Source organism: Streptomyces sp. NPDC020845, assembly GCF_044334165.1.
Taxonomy (GTDB): Bacteria; Actinomycetota; Actinomycetes; order Streptomycetales; family Streptomycetaceae; genus Streptomyces.
This window is the reverse complement of record NZ_JBIRSJ010000017.1, coordinates 127,098-139,727: the sequence shown is the minus strand read 5'-3', so window position 1 is coordinate 139,727 and position 12,630 is coordinate 127,098. Positions and strand designations below refer to the sequence as shown.

14 protein-coding genes are annotated in these 12,630 nt (G+C 70.8%); 11 read left to right on the top strand and 3 right to left on the bottom strand.

Features of this window, described 5'->3' with window-relative positions; translation table 11 throughout:
• The first annotated feature begins 58 nt into the window (after window positions 1-58).
• The 3 genes from trxA to ACH4U7_RS39230 all read left to right on the top strand — a co-directional run bounded on the left by trxA (window position 59) and on the right by ACH4U7_RS39230 (window position 1,597).
• On the top strand, window positions 59-481 hold the full coding sequence (gene trxA, locus ACH4U7_RS39240; protein WP_398532548.1) for a thioredoxin: 423 nt from the start codon (window positions 59-61) through the stop codon (window positions 479-481).
• Window positions 474-1,073 carry a histidine phosphatase family protein gene (locus ACH4U7_RS39235; RefSeq protein WP_398532547.1) on the top strand — a complete coding sequence of 200 codons (600 nt, stop codon included), beginning with the start codon at window positions 474-476 and terminating at the stop codon, window positions 1,071-1,073. The genes trxA and ACH4U7_RS39235 overlap by 8 nt, the downstream gene beginning before the upstream one ends.
• 98 nt (window positions 1,074-1,171) lie before the next feature.
• Window positions 1,172-1,597: an OsmC family protein gene (locus tag ACH4U7_RS39230; protein ID WP_398532546.1), complete on the top strand. Its 426-nt coding sequence runs from the start codon at window positions 1,172-1,174 to the stop codon at window positions 1,595-1,597.
• On the opposite strand, the gene ACH4U7_RS39225 is transcribed toward ACH4U7_RS39230, so the two are convergent.
• Entirely contained in the window at window positions 1,572-2,186 is a 615-nt protein-coding gene (locus ACH4U7_RS39225; RefSeq protein WP_398532545.1) for a hypothetical protein, read from the bottom strand. The genes ACH4U7_RS39230 and ACH4U7_RS39225 overlap by 26 nt on opposite strands.
• Before the next feature lie 158 nt (window positions 2,187-2,344).
• On the opposite strand from ACH4U7_RS39225, the gene ACH4U7_RS39220 reads away from it, so the two are divergent.
• The 3 genes from ACH4U7_RS39220 to ACH4U7_RS39210 all read left to right on the top strand — a co-directional run bounded on the left by ACH4U7_RS39220 (window position 2,345) and on the right by ACH4U7_RS39210 (window position 5,059).
• Window positions 2,345-3,121: an IclR family transcriptional regulator gene (locus ACH4U7_RS39220; protein ID WP_398532544.1), complete on the top strand. Its 777-nt coding sequence runs from the start codon at window positions 2,345-2,347 to the stop codon at window positions 3,119-3,121.
• Entirely contained in the window at window positions 3,118-4,008 is an 891-nt protein-coding gene (locus ACH4U7_RS39215) for an SMP-30/gluconolactonase/LRE family protein (protein ID WP_398532543.1), read from the top strand. The genes ACH4U7_RS39220 and ACH4U7_RS39215 overlap by 4 nt, the downstream gene beginning before the upstream one ends.
• Before the next feature lie 163 nt (window positions 4,009-4,171).
• On the top strand, window positions 4,172-5,059 hold the full coding sequence (locus ACH4U7_RS39210) for a hypothetical protein (protein WP_398532542.1): 888 nt from the start codon (window positions 4,172-4,174) through the stop codon (window positions 5,057-5,059).
• Between the two features lie 81 nt (window positions 5,060-5,140).
• Here the strand turns inward: ACH4U7_RS39210 and ACH4U7_RS39205 are convergent, their stop codons facing one another.
• Complete coding sequence (locus ACH4U7_RS39205) at window positions 5,141-5,599, bottom strand: MarR family winged helix-turn-helix transcriptional regulator (RefSeq protein WP_385614484.1); 459 nt, start codon at window positions 5,597-5,599, stop codon at window positions 5,141-5,143.
• A 68-nt stretch (window positions 5,600-5,667) separates the two neighbouring features.
• Between ACH4U7_RS39205 and ACH4U7_RS39200 the strand changes: the two genes are divergently transcribed.
• Window positions 5,668-6,696: an NADP-dependent oxidoreductase gene (locus ACH4U7_RS39200; protein ID WP_398532541.1), complete on the top strand. Its 1,029-nt coding sequence runs from the start codon at window positions 5,668-5,670 to the stop codon at window positions 6,694-6,696.
• 350 nt (window positions 6,697-7,046) lie between these two features.
• Complete coding sequence (locus ACH4U7_RS39195) at window positions 7,047-8,201, top strand: RNA-guided endonuclease InsQ/TnpB family protein (protein ID WP_398532540.1); 1,155 nt, start codon at window positions 7,047-7,049, stop codon at window positions 8,199-8,201.
• A 271-nt stretch (window positions 8,202-8,472) separates the two neighbouring features.
• Here the strand turns inward: ACH4U7_RS39195 and ACH4U7_RS39190 are convergent, their stop codons facing one another.
• The gene (locus ACH4U7_RS39190; protein WP_398532539.1) at window positions 8,473-9,138 is read right to left on the bottom strand and encodes a hypothetical protein; all 666 of its coding nucleotides are present in this window, start codon (window positions 9,136-9,138) and stop codon (window positions 8,473-8,475) included.
• A 199-nt stretch (window positions 9,139-9,337) separates the two neighbouring features.
• Between ACH4U7_RS39190 and ACH4U7_RS39185 the strand changes: the two genes are divergently transcribed.
• From ACH4U7_RS39185 to ACH4U7_RS39175, 3 genes are read left to right on the top strand one after another with little or no spacing between them, the layout of a single operon-like run.
• On the top strand, window positions 9,338-10,684 hold the full coding sequence (locus ACH4U7_RS39185) for an extracellular solute-binding protein (RefSeq protein WP_398532538.1): 1,347 nt from the start codon (window positions 9,338-9,340) through the stop codon (window positions 10,682-10,684).
• On the top strand, window positions 10,681-11,640 hold the full coding sequence (locus ACH4U7_RS39180; protein ID WP_398532537.1) for a carbohydrate ABC transporter permease: 960 nt from the start codon (window positions 10,681-10,683) through the stop codon (window positions 11,638-11,640). The genes ACH4U7_RS39185 and ACH4U7_RS39180 overlap by 4 nt, the downstream gene beginning before the upstream one ends.
• 41 nt (window positions 11,641-11,681) lie before the next feature.
• Entirely contained in the window at window positions 11,682-12,542 is an 861-nt protein-coding gene (locus ACH4U7_RS39175; protein ID WP_398532665.1) for a carbohydrate ABC transporter permease, read from the top strand.
• The last annotated feature ends 88 nt before the right edge of the window (window positions 12,543-12,630 follow it).

Sequence of the window (12,630 nt, the reverse complement as noted above, 5' to 3'; positions counted from 1 at the left end):
TCACTGCGGATCGCAGGCTGGGCCCACTGCCGACAGCATGGAAGCAGGTAGCGCAGGCATGAGCAGCACCGTTGAACTCACCAAGGACAACTTCGACGAGATCGTCTCGGGAAACGACTTCGTCCTGATCGACTTCTGGGCCTCCTGGTGCGGTCCGTGCCGAATGTTCGCACCTGTCTACGAGCGGGCCGCCGACAAGCACCAGGACCTGGTCTTCGCGAAGGTCGACACCGAGGCGCAGCCCGAGCTCGCCGCCGCGTTCGACATCCAGTCCATCCCGACCCTGATGATCGTGCGCGAGAACATCGCGGTCTTCGCCCAGCCCGGCGCCCTCCCCGAGCCGGCCCTGGAGGACATCATCGGCCAGGCCCGCGGCCTCGACATGGACGCGGTTCGCGCCTCCGTCGCCGAGGCCCAGCAGAAGGCGGCCCAGGAGAAGGCGGAGGCGGGCGAGGCGGGAGCGCCGGGCAGCCATGGGTGAGCTTGTGCTGATCCGGCACGGCGAGACCGAGTGGAGCCGGTCGGGCAGACACACCAGCTGGACCGATCTGCCGCTCACGCCACGCGGCGAGGAACAGGCCCGCTCGCTGCGCCCGCTGCTCGCCGACCGCAAGATCGCGCTCGCCCTCGTCAGCCCCATGAGCCGGGCCGTGACCACGGCCCGGCTCGCGGGGATCGAGGGGGCGCGGATCGAGCCGGACCTGCACGAGTGGGACTACGGCGGCTACGAGGGCATCACCACCGACGAGATCCACCGCACCAGGCCCGACTGGAACCTGTGGACCGACGGGGTCGCCCCGGGCGACCCCGAGCACCCCGGAGAGATGCCCGAGCGGATCGGCGCCCGCGTCGACCGGGTGCTGGCCGCCATCGAGGCCGAGCTGCGCGCCGACCGCGGCGATGTGGTCCTCGTCGCCCACGGCCATGTGCTGCGCGTCCTCACCGCTCGCCGCCTCGGACTGCCGCCCTCCGGCGGCGCGCTCTTCCGGCTCGACACGGCGACCGTCAGCCGCATCGGAACCGAGCACGGCCGACCCGCCGTTGTCGCGTGGAACGTGGGTTCCGGGTCGTAGGCTCAGGGGTGATCACCGGCTGATCACCGGCAGGTGATCCACGGCTTTCGGAAGCGAAGCCGGCAGAAGCTCGCAGAAGCTCACAGGAGGCAGGAAGCATGGCTACGACGCGCACCGCGCACACCGTCTGGCACGGCAATCTGACCGAGGGCAAAGGGGCGGTGACCTTCGACTCCTCCGGGATCGGCGAGCAGCCGGTCTCCTGGCCCTCCCGCGCCGAGCAGGCGAACGGCAAGACCAGCCCGGAGGAGCTGATCGCGGCCGCGCACTCCAGCTGCTTCTCGATGGCGCTGTCGCACGGCCTCACCCAGGCCGGGACCCCGCCGACGCAGCTGACCACGCAGGCCGACGTCACCTTCCAGCCGGGCACCGGCATCACCGGTATCCACCTCACCGTGGAGGGCACGGTCGAGGGCGTGGACGAGGACGCGTTCGTCGCGGCGGCCGAGGAGGCCAAGAAGAACTGCCCGGTGAGCCAGGCGCTCGCCGGTACGACGATCACTCTGACGGCGAAGCTGTCCTGACGGCGTCAACACGCTGCAGCAGCCCCCAGGTGAACTCCGCCACACAGTGGTGGAGTTCACCTTCTCCGTCCGGGGCCGTGAAGGCCAGCCGCCAGCGGGTGGGCGCCGAGCCCTCCATCGGCCGGGCGGGCGCGAAAGCCTTCGCCACCTCGTCCACCGTGCAGGACCAGGGCGTCAGGTCCTCGACCGTACGCGGCCGGGGCCCGGCGGCGCCGGGTGTGCGCACCAGCCACTCGTTCCACACCCCGCCGCCCGGCACGGTCAGCACCTCGAACCGCAGATCCGGCCACAGCGGCACCGGCCAGCTCAGCGCCTCGCAGGTCAGATCGCCGATCCGGCGGGTGGCCGTGGTCTCGGGCGCGCCGAGTACGGAACGGTAGTGGGTGACCGAGGACCGGCGCCGCGGTGAGCGCCGCATGGCCTGCCAGCGGCGGTTGGCCTCGCGCATCACGGAGCGGCTGAAGCCCAGCTCGCGCAGTGCGCCCTCGACCAGGTCCGGGTGATAATCGGCCATTCTCCGCAGCAGTACCAGTACGAAGGGGAAGGGCGTGGGGAAGGAGTCGGCCGAGGGGTCGAGCGCGGAGTTCATGGCGCCATCGTGACGCACCCGGACGTTACCCAGGGGTACCAATACCTGGCCATTGCCTGGAGAAGTCACCTCTGCGTAATCTGTGTTCGCGATACCGGCCGCTGGCCGGAATCTCGAACAGATGGTGCCAACTGGACCAGAAGGGGTGGGCGAGCGACATGGGACGCTTGGTGCCCGCAGTGACCCGGGCCCTGGACATACTCGAGCTCTTCCTCGACGGGGACGGCACGCTCTCCGCACCCGAGATCACCCGCAAGCTCGGGCTGCCCCGTACGACGGTCCATGAGCTGGTGACCACCCTGGCCGCCCGCTCCTACCTCGTGCAAGTCCCCGACCAGCCCGGTCGCTACCGGCTGGGGGTGCGCCCGTACCAGCTGGGCAGCCGATACGCCGAGCAGCTCGACCTGGCCGCCGAGGGGCAGCAGGTGGCCCGCAGCGTCGCCGAGACCTGCGACGAGACCGTCCATGTCGCCATCCTCGAAGGCGCGGACGTGATCTATATCGCCAAGGTCGACTCCACCCACGCCGTGCGCATGGTCTCCGCCGCCGGCCGCCGGCTGCCCGCCCACTGCACCTCGGTCGGCAAGATGCTGCTCGCCTCCCTCTCGGAGGAGGATCTGGCCGCCCGTATCCCGCAGGACAAGCCGCTGGCCGCGATGACGGACAACAGCATCACCTCCCCGCAGGATCTGCGCCGCCACCTCGTCGCCATCCGCGAGCGCGGCATCGCCGTCGAGCAGCGCGAGTCCAACCCGGATGTGAGCTGCGTGGCGGCCCCGGTGCGGGACTCGGCCGGCAAGGTCGTGGCGGCGCTGTCCATCTCGGTGCCGATGATCCGCTGGAGCGAGGAGCGGCAGGAGGAACTGGCGGAGCTGGCCGCCAAGGGCGCGGGCGAACTGTCGGCCCGCCTCGGACACCGGAGGCGTGGAGCATGAGCGAGACGAATGGGGCGACCGGCGTCGGTGCTGGTGCCGGCGGCGGACTGGACGTCGCCGTCCGGGCGGCCGCCGAGCTGGGCGAGGGCCCGACCTGGGACGCCGCCGCGCAGCGGCTGATCTGGGTCGACATCCTCTCGTCCCGCGTGCACACCTACGACCCGGCCGGCGGTCGGCGCACGGTCCTGGCGACCGAACAGCACGTCGGCGCGGCCAAGCCCCGCGCGGGCGGCGGTCTGGTGGTCAACCTTCGCGACGGCATCGGCCTGTACGGGGCCGACGGCGCATTCTCCTGGCTGGCCCACGAGCCGGTCCCCGGCCGCCGCGGCAACGACGCGGCCGTGGCGCCGGACGGCTCGCTGTGGGCGGGCACCATGCGCTACGACGAGGCGACGGGCGGCGGCACGCTGTCCCGTATCGCCCCGGACGGCTCCCGTACGGAGATCCTGCCCGACGTCACGGTCAGCAACGGCACCGGCTGGAGCCCGGACGGCAGCCTCATGTACTACGCCGACACCCCGACCTGCCGGATCGACGTCTTCGACGTGGCGGGCGAGGGGGTCACGGGCCGCCGCCCCTTCGTACGGATCGAGGACGGCGCCGGTTTCCCCGACGGGCTGTGCGTGGACGCCGACGGCTGTGTCTGGGTCGCGCTGTGGGACGGCGGCGCGGTCCGCCGCTACACCCCGGACGGCACGCTCGACCGGGTGGTCGAGCTGCCGGTGCGCCGCCCGACCGCGTGCGCCTTCGGCGGCTCCGGCCTGACCGACCTGTATGTGACGTCGGCCCGGGTCGGGCTCGGCCCCGCCGAGCAGCCGCTCGCCGGGTCGGTGCTGGTTCTCGCGACGGCGGGGCAGGGGCTTGCGCAGCCGGCGTTCAAGGGCTGAGGGCTGCGGAGTTCTGAGGCAGCGGCGCTGAGTGGGCTGAGCCGCCGAGGCGGACAATTTCGGCCAAGCGGAAACAGACGCGGCGCGAATCCGATCCTTGCACAGGATTCTCACAATCCGCGGTTCCTCCGCTACCCGCCGGGCACATAACCTGCCCGGCGACATGGATTACTGTCCTGCCTGCCGCCGCCACCTCAACGGCGCTCTCGCCTGCCCCGGTTGCGGCGCGTACGCCGAGGAGCATCCGTACCCCGCCGCCGAAAACGCCGCGGTCGACTACGGCTGGGCCGACGGCGGGACAGGCCGCGCGCCCTACACCGGCGAGACCGAAGCCGAGGCCGAAGCCCCGGGCGAGGTCATCGGCAGGGACGAGGCCGTCAGCGAGGCCGGCAAGGGTGACGTCGTCGGCGAGGACGTCGACGACGAGCTCTCCGCGGCCCCCGGCGCCGCCTCGACCCGCGCGGACCGGCGCAAGGCGTCCCGCAGAAAGCCAAAGCCCCGCGGCATCGTCGGCGGCCGGGCGCGCCGGGCGCGGCGCGGGCGGGGGCGCCGGGTGACGATCATGGCGTCGGTGCTCGGCCCCGTGCTGGCCGGGCTGTTCGTGGCGGAAATCGCCACGGAGGGCGGCATCTTCCACGAGCCCTCGTCCTCGTCCAGCCCCGATACGTCGCCGGAAGCGGACCACGGCCCGGGCGAGGGGGACTCCAGCGGACCCCGTACGCGCCAGAGCGGAGCGCCGGGCGAGGCGCCGTCCGCGGGTGAGGACGGCGCGAGCAGCGCGGACGAGGGCAAGGGTGACGGCGAGGACGGCTCGGGCAAGGGCAAGAAGGAGTCCAAGGGCAGCAAGTCGCCCAGCGCGGACGGCTCCTCGTCAGCCGACGGCGGTACGGGCGGTTCCTCCGCCTCCCCCTCCGCCACGGGCGGCGGGGGAGGCGGGGCCACCCGGCCCCCGACCTCGCCCTCCGACCCAGGCCCCACCACCTCGTCCCCGTCCCAGCCCACGCCCTCGCCCACGGAGACCTGCGACCGCTTCCTGTGGTGGTGCACCTGAGAAGGGCCGCCGGCCTGGCATGGCCCGGAACTGGGCGGGACCCGGGACCAAGCCCGCCCCCCGCCCGTCCCGGGCGGGGGATCAGACCGAGTCCGTCCCGAGCATCCGCTTGAGCAGGTCGCGCAGTACCGTGCGCTCCTGCTCCGACAGCCCGGCCAGCGGCGCGCGTGCGAAGTCGAGTGAGCCGCGCAGCCGGTCGGCGGTCTCCTTGCCCCGGTCCGTCGCGGCGGCGAGCTTGACGCGGCGGTCGGCCGGGTCCAGGCGGCGCTCGGCGAGGCCTCTGGCCTCCAGGCGGTCGATGATCCCGGTGACGTTCGACGGCTCGCACTTCAGCTGCTGTGCGATATGGCGCATGGGCGTCGGACCCCGGGACAGCAGTCCGAGCACCCGCGCCTGCGCGCCGGTCAGGGAGTGCTTCCCGGCGGCCGTCTCGTATTCCTCGTGATAGCGAGCGACGATGGTGCCGATGAGTTCGACGACTTCGAGTGTCAGCGGATCAGGAGGTTCGGTACTGGAGGTCATGGGGACCAGGGTACCCATTTATTTGACACCATGAAATATGTAGCAGCATGATTGTTTCATCACCTGAAGCATAAGAGAGGAACCCCATGGCCCCCAAGCCCGCGATTCCCGCCACCAGCCGCGAATGGCACCTCGTCGCCCGTCCCGAGGGATGGCCGAAGCCCGAGGACTTCGCGCTGCGCGAGACCCCCGTCACCGAGCCGGGCCCCGGCCAGGTGCTGGTCCGCAACCTGTACATGTCGGTGGACCCGTATATGCGCGGCCGGATGAACGATGTGAAGTCGTACGTCCCGCCGTTCAAGCTCGACCACCCGATGGAGGGCGGCGCCGTGGGCGAGGTCATCGCCTCGAACGCGGAGGGCATCGCCGTCGGCGACCATGTCCTGCACTTCGCCGGCTGGCGTGAGTACGCGCAGGTGGACGCCAAGCACGCGGTCAAGGTGGACCCGGCCGCGGCCCCCCTCTCCGCCTACCTCGGCGTCCTCGGCATGACCGGCCTGACCGCGTACGCGGGCCTGCTCGAGGTCGCGTCCTTCAAGGAGGGCGACGCGGTCTTCGTCTCCGGCGCGGCGGGCGCGGTCGGCAGCGAGGTCGGCCAGATCGCCAAGCTCAAGGGCGCCTCGCGGGTCATCGGCAGCGCGGGCTCCGATGAAAAGGTCAGGCTGCTGACCGAGGAGTACGGCTTCGACGCGGCGTTCAACTACAAGAACGGCCCGGTCGCGGACCAGCTCAAGGAGGCCGCGCCCGACGGTATCGACGTCTACTTCGACAACGTCGGCGGCGAGCACCTGGAGGCCGCCATCGGCCGCCTCAACGTGCACGGGCGCATCACCGTCTGCGGCATGATCGCCCAGTACAACGTGACCGAGCCGCCCGCCGCCCCGCGCAACCTCGCCCTCGTCATCGGCAAGCGGCTGCGTATGCAGGGCATGCTCGTAAACGACCACCAGCACCTCCAGCAGCAGTTCGTGGAGGAGGTCGGCGGCTGGCTGCGCGAGGGCAAGCTGCACTACCGGGAGACGGTGGTCAAGGGCATCGACAACGCGGCGGACGCGTTCCTCGGCATGCTGCGCGGTGCGAACATCGGCAAGATGATCGTCTCCCTGACCGACTGACACTGCTCGGGGCAGCCCCTGCCCGCACCATGCTCAGCCCGTCCGCAGCCGAGGTCCCAGACCCCTCGGCCTCCCCGCCGCGGGCATCGACCCGGGCGCGCCGAAGCGCTCCGCCACCGTGGCGATTTTCACCTGGTTCTGGCGAGGATGCCCCGGCGTTCACGCCGGGGAGGAATCGCCTCCCGTCCTGGCGATGCGGAGCGTCGCCGCATCCGCTTTCCGGGCGCGGAGCGCCCGCACGGCCACCGGGCAAAACGGAAAGCGAACATCCGTCCCATGGGTCACCGGGACGGATGGCCGCTGAGGAAGGGACGGTCGCGTGTGCGGTTATCGCACTATGGTCCGATGTCATGAAGCTGGTGGTCCAGGTGAGATTGCTGCCGACGCCCGAGGAGGCGTCGGCGCTGGAGGCGACCCTGCGCGCCTGCAACCGGGCCGCCACCTATGCCTCGCAGGTCGCCTTCGCCAAGGACCTGAAGGACCGCAACAACCTGCAGAAAGAGGTGTATGGGGATCTGAAGGCGAGGTTCGGGCTGTCGGCGCAGCCGGTGGTGCGGGCGGTGAAGAAGGTCGTCGACGCGTATGCGGCGCTGAGGGCCAATCTGCGGGCGGGGAATCTGGGCCCGCCCACGTGCAAGCGGTACCGTGCGGCCGTCGGTACCCCCATCGGCTTCCGTCCCGAGGCGGCTCAGCCGTTCGACGATCGCTGTCTGTCCTGGCAGTACGATGCGCGTACGGTGTCGATCTGGACGGTGGCCGGGCGGATGCGGGGCATCCGGTTCGTCTGCTCCCCGGAGCAGCTCAAGACGCTTGTCGCGCACCGTAAGGGTGAGAGTGACCTGGTGTGCCGGGGCGGGAAGTGGTTCCTGATCGCCACCTGTGACCTGCCCGAGCCCGAGGTGTACGAGCCGGTCGACTGGATCGGAGTCGACCGGGGCATAGTGAACCTCGCCACCACATCCGATGGCACGAATTACCAGGGACGGCGCCTGGACCGCTACCGGCGCTGGCAGGCCCGCAAACGCGCCGATCTCCAGAGGAAGAGGAGCCGTTCCGCCCGGCGGCGCCTTGCCCGCCGCAAGCGGACGGAACAGCGTCATGCCACGCATGTGAACCACCGCATCAGCAAGGAGATCGTGTCCGTCGCGCAACGCACCGGTCGCGGCATCGCCGTCGAAGCACTCGGCGGGATCCGCGAGCGGGTACGGCTACGCCGCGACCAGCGGGGCACCCTCTCCTGTTGGCCCTTCCATCAGCTCGGTCAGCACCTGGCCTACAAGGCCCGCAGGGCCGGGGTGCCGTTCCTCGAGGTGGACGCGGCCTACACCTCGCAGCGCTGTCCGCGCTGCGGGCATACCGAGCGGGCCAACCGGCCCGACCGGGACCATTTCCGCTGTCGTCGGTGCGGGCTCGCTGGCCCGGCCGATGTCGTCGCCGGGGTCAACGTACGTGATCGCGCACGCTCGGCGTGGGTGCTTGTCACCGCACCCGCACCCTCCCCCTGACACCTGTTGAGGGCTGGGTGGATGCGACCCGTGACCGTCCCGTCGTAGGGGACAGTCGGGAGCGCGACGAGGTGCGAACGACCGAGCGCACAAGCTCGGCCGTTCACGGCCGAGAAGGTGACCCAGGGCCGCTCCAGGTGCAGTTGCTCGGCGGTCGCACTGACCAGCCGGGCCTCGGCGCTCCAGGCCGAGCGGATGCGGTGGACGACGAGGCGGCCGGGGGCGTCGTCGGCGGCGAAGGGGGTGCTGCCGCCGAGGGTGAAGGACGAGATCAGGTCCAGGGCGAAGGGGCGGTCGCCCTCGTTGGCGGCGCTGGTGCGGATCCGTACGAAGGGTGAGCGTGTCTCGGGGCGCTGCGCGGGCTGGACTGAGGAGCCGCGCAGCGACGGAGGAGCGAGCAGTGACGAGGGAAGCCCGCGCGTTGGAGCGCCCCGAGACTGAGCGGGGAGGGGGCGTCGCCGGGGCGGTGGGTCAGCCGGTGGACAACCAACAGACCCTTTCCGTCGGACAGTTCGGTGACGATCTCGGTGGCGGGTGATGCGGCGGACTCGGTGACCGTCTGCCCCGCGATCTCGGTGGCCGCCTGCGCTGCCGCCTCGGTCACGGCTTCCGTGTGCCGCTGCGCCCGCAGCCGCAGCGCCGCCGTCGTGGCCGTCCGCCGCAGGGTGCGTACGCCCGCGAAGGGCTCGGGTACGGGGTCCCCGGCGCGGGCCACCGCCGCCAGCGGTTCGATGTGGCGGGCGGGGCCGGTGTCGGGGTGGTGGCGGGCGGCGTCCTCCGGCAGGCGGTCGCGGGGTGGCGCCAGACGGTCGGCGAGCGCGGTCGGGAAGATCTCCAGACCGATCACGGCCCCGGCCTCGACCGCGGCCCCAGCGTCGCCGTCGCCCGCCGCGTCATGGCGCGGATAGCGGACGGTCAGATCTCCCAGCTCAAACATGAGTTGCCCCGCCTCATCCCCGCCTCGCGCGTCCGACGGCCGGACGGTAAGCGCTTGCTCCCGTACGGGTCAAGGGGTGGGGCGAGTCGTGTGCAAAGCGTTGACGCGCACTCCTCGGCGGCTTATGTTCCCTGTCCGAAGTTACGAGCGGCATTCGAAATAGCGAACAGCGCTGCCTGTGCAGCAGGAATGAGCCGCAATGCAACGATCCTCCCCAACCCGCCGCGGAGTGCTCACCGGGCTCGGCGCCCTCGCCGCCGTCGGCGCTGTGGGCGGGGGCGCCGCCGGCTGCGCCGCGCCCGCAGCATGCTCACCGGGCTGCTCGGGCAAGACCCGGCTGCGCTACTGGCATCTCTTCGGCGGTGGCGACGGCGTCAACATGAAGGCGATGCTGGACGCTTACAGCGCGGCCCATCCCTCGATCGGCCTGGAGGCCGCCACGCTCCAGTGGGGCTCTCCGTACTACACCAAGCTCGGCATGGCGGGCGCGGGCGGGCGCGCCCCCGAGGTCGCGGCGCTGCACCTGGCCCGGCTCGCCGGTTTCGCGCCCGGCCGCCTCCTCGACGCCTTCGACCTCGACCTGCTCGCCGACCACGGGGTGACCGCCGACGACTTCCCCGAGGACATCTGGAAGCGCGGCGCGGTCGACGGCAAGCAGTACGCCATTCCGCTCGACACCCACCCCATGGTGCTCTTCTACAACACCGAGGTGTGCGAGAAGGCCGGGCTGCTCGGCCCCGACGGCAAGCTCAAACCCATCAACGGCGCCGAGGAGTTCACCGCCGCGCTGCGCGCCGCCAAGAAGGTCACCGGAGCGCCGGGGCTGGTCACCGAGACCATCGGCGGCGATGTCATCGGCCCCTGGCGGGTGTTCTCCACCCTCTACTCCCAGACCGGCGGGAAGGTCCTGTCCGCCGACGGCCGCCGTCTCGCCCTCGACGACGCCAAGGCGCTCAAGGCGCTCGAGTACATGGCCATGCTCGTCGACGAGGGGCTGTGCCACCGCCGGGTCGACTACCCGGGCTCCATCGCCGTCTTCAACGGCGGCAAGACCGCCTTCTACCTCAACGGCGAATGGGAGATCAGCTCCTTCCGCACCACCAAGCTGCCGTTCTCCATGACCCGGGTGCCGGCCCTCTTCGGCCGCCCCACCGCTCAGGCCGACTGCCACTCCTTCGTCCTGCCCCACCAGAGGGACCGGGGCGGCAAGACCAATGAAGCGGCCCATGGGTTCGTGGCCTGGATGCTCAAGCACACCGTGGAATGGGCCAAGGGCGGGCATGTGCCGGCGTATCTGCCGACGCTGGAGAACCCCGCGTATCTCAAGCTCCAGCCGCAGTCCGAATACCGCTCGGTCGTCAACGATGTCGCGCTCGACGAACCCGCCTGGTTCGCCGGCTCCGCCTCCCTCATGTGGATCGAGCTCGGCTCGGTCTTCTCCGGGGTGTTCACCGGCTCCCGTACGCCCCAGAACGCGCTGAAAGAGGCCAAGTCCCGGCTGCGCGAGCTCCTCGACACCCCCAACCCCTTCGGAGGTGCGAAATGAGCGCGCCGGCCGTCACCGCGCCCCCGCCCCGCTCCTCCGAGAGCAAGGCCACCACCCCGCCCAGGACCGTACGCCGCCACTGGACCGAGCACGGGCTGGTCTTCGTCGCGCCCTTCCTCGTCGTCTACGCGCTCTTCCTCCTCTGGCCGCTGCTGTACGGCGTCAAGATGAGCCTTGGCGACGACAACATCGCCGGTACCGACAGCCACTTCATCGGCTTCGACAACTACGCCGAGGCCCTTCAGGACCCCGACGTCTGGTCCTCGCTGTGGAACACGGTCTGGTTCACCATCCTGTCCACGGTCCCCCTCGTCCTCGTCGGCCTGGGCCTGGCGCTGCTCGCGCACCATCTGCGGGTGGTCCAGTGGCTGTGGCGGCTGAGCTGGTTCGCGCCCTTCCTGCTGCCGTCGGGCGTGGTCGGGCTGCTCTTCATGTGGGTGATCTTCCCGTCCGACTTCGGCTTCGCCGACCAGGCGCTGGCCTCCCTCGGTCTGCACCCCGGTATCGGCTGGCTCACCGACGAGCGCTACGCGATGCTGTCCATCGTCGCGACCACCGTCTGGTGGACCGTCGGCTTCAACTTCCTGCTGTACCTCGCCGCGCTCCAGGCCATCCCGCAGCATCTGTACGAGGCGGCGGAGCTGGACGGCGCGGGCGCCTGGGCCAGGCTGCGTAACATCACCCTGCCGATGCTGCGGCGCACCACGGGCGTTGTGGTCGTGCTGCAGATCCTGGCCTCGCTGAAGATCTTCGATCAGGTCTACATCATGACCGCGGGCGGCCCGGACGACTCCACCCGCCCGATCCTCCAGTACGTCTACCAGGCGGGCTTCACCGGGTACCGGATCGGCTACGCCTCCGCCGTCTCGTATCTCTTCTTCGCCCTGATCGTGATCGTCTCCCTGATCCATCTGCGGCTGACCCGCCGCGCGAGTGAGGAGGGCGCGCGGACATGAGCGCGGAGACAGCTGTGACACAGGAGACGGCCGTGACACAGATGAAGGCGGGCGCGGACGCCGGCGCGGGCCGCAGGTTCCGCTGGTCGCCGGGCCGGATCGCCATGCTGCTGATCGCGCTCGCGCTGGTGGTGCTGTGGGTGCTGCCGCTGGCGTGGGCGGTGGCCACCTCCCTCAAACCGGAGGGGGAGACCACGACGACGCCGCTGAAGTGGATCGGCTCGACGATCACCTTCGGCGCATACCGCGAGGTGTGGAAGTCGGGCGACATCGGTCAGTGGATGTTCAACTCCGCCTATATCTCGGTCATGACGACCCTGCTGACCGTGGTGCTGTGCGCGATGGCCGCGTACGGCTTCTCGCGCACCGAGTTCCGCGGCCGCAAGGTGCTCTACGGTCTGGTGCTGGCCGGGATCATGGTGCCGCCGCAGGTGCTGATGGCCCCGCTGTTCGCGGAGATGGTCTCCATGGGGCTCGTCGACACCTACTGGGGCGTGATCCTGCCGCAGGTCGCCGTGCCCGCGATGGTCTTCATCCTGGTCAAGTTCTTCGACGGGGTGCCGCGTGAACTGGAGGAGGCGGCGTTCGTGGACGGGGCGGGGCGGTGGCGGGTCTTCTGGACCATCGTGATGCCGCTGTCCCGGCCGGTGCTCGCGGCCGTGGCGATCTTCACCTTCATCTCGACGTGGAACAACTTCCTGTGGCCGTTCCTGGTCACGACCGACCCGAACGGGATGACGCTGCCGGTGGGGCTGGTCAACGTCCAGTCCTCGTACGGGCTGCGGTACGCCCAGATGATGGCCTCGGTCGTGATCGCCGGCCTGCCGCTGCTGGTGGTCTTCACGCTCTTCCAGCGCCAGATCGTCCGCGGCGTGGCCCATACGGGGCTGGCGGGCCAGTGAGTGTCCCCCCACGGGGTGGAGTCGGTCTGCCCGGCCCGGCAGTACGCCGGGCGGACCGAACCCACCCGCGACGCTTGGACCGTCCGGC

Excerpts from the sequence above, each read along its gene's own strand:
- ACH4U7_RS39220 (WP_398532544.1), top strand. The coding sequence starts at position 2,345 with ATGGGACGCTTGGTGCCCGCAGTGACCCGGGCCCTGGACATACTCGAG.
- ACH4U7_RS39225 (WP_398532545.1), bottom strand. The coding sequence starts at position 2,186 with ATGAACTCCGCGCTCGACCCCTCGGCCGACTCCTTCCCCACGCCCTTC.
- ACH4U7_RS39195 (WP_398532540.1), top strand. The coding sequence starts at position 7,047 with ATGAAGCTGGTGGTCCAGGTGAGATTGCTGCCGACGCCCGAGGAGGCG.
- ACH4U7_RS39190 (WP_398532539.1), bottom strand. The coding sequence starts at position 9,138 with ATGTTTGAGCTGGGAGATCTGACCGTCCGCTATCCGCGCCATGACGCG.
- ACH4U7_RS39230 (WP_398532546.1), top strand. The coding sequence starts at position 1,172 with ATGGCTACGACGCGCACCGCGCACACCGTCTGGCACGGCAATCTGACC.
- trxA (WP_398532548.1), top strand. The coding sequence starts at position 59 with ATGAGCAGCACCGTTGAACTCACCAAGGACAACTTCGACGAGATCGTC.
- ACH4U7_RS39200 (WP_398532541.1), top strand. The coding sequence starts at position 5,668 with ATGGCCCCCAAGCCCGCGATTCCCGCCACCAGCCGCGAATGGCACCTC.
- ACH4U7_RS39180 (WP_398532537.1), top strand. The coding sequence starts at position 10,681 with ATGAGCGCGCCGGCCGTCACCGCGCCCCCGCCCCGCTCCTCCGAGAGC.
- ACH4U7_RS39235 (WP_398532547.1), top strand. The coding sequence starts at position 474 with ATGGGTGAGCTTGTGCTGATCCGGCACGGCGAGACCGAGTGGAGCCGG.
- ACH4U7_RS39205 (WP_385614484.1), bottom strand. The coding sequence starts at position 5,599 with ATGGGTACCCTGGTCCCCATGACCTCCAGTACCGAACCTCCTGATCCG.
- ACH4U7_RS39175 (WP_398532665.1), top strand. The coding sequence starts at position 11,682 with ATGAAGGCGGGCGCGGACGCCGGCGCGGGCCGCAGGTTCCGCTGGTCG.
- ACH4U7_RS39215 (WP_398532543.1), top strand. The coding sequence starts at position 3,118 with ATGAGCGAGACGAATGGGGCGACCGGCGTCGGTGCTGGTGCCGGCGGC.
- ACH4U7_RS39210 (WP_398532542.1), top strand. The coding sequence starts at position 4,172 with ATGGATTACTGTCCTGCCTGCCGCCGCCACCTCAACGGCGCTCTCGCC.
- ACH4U7_RS39185 (WP_398532538.1), top strand. The coding sequence starts at position 9,338 with ATGCAACGATCCTCCCCAACCCGCCGCGGAGTGCTCACCGGGCTCGGC.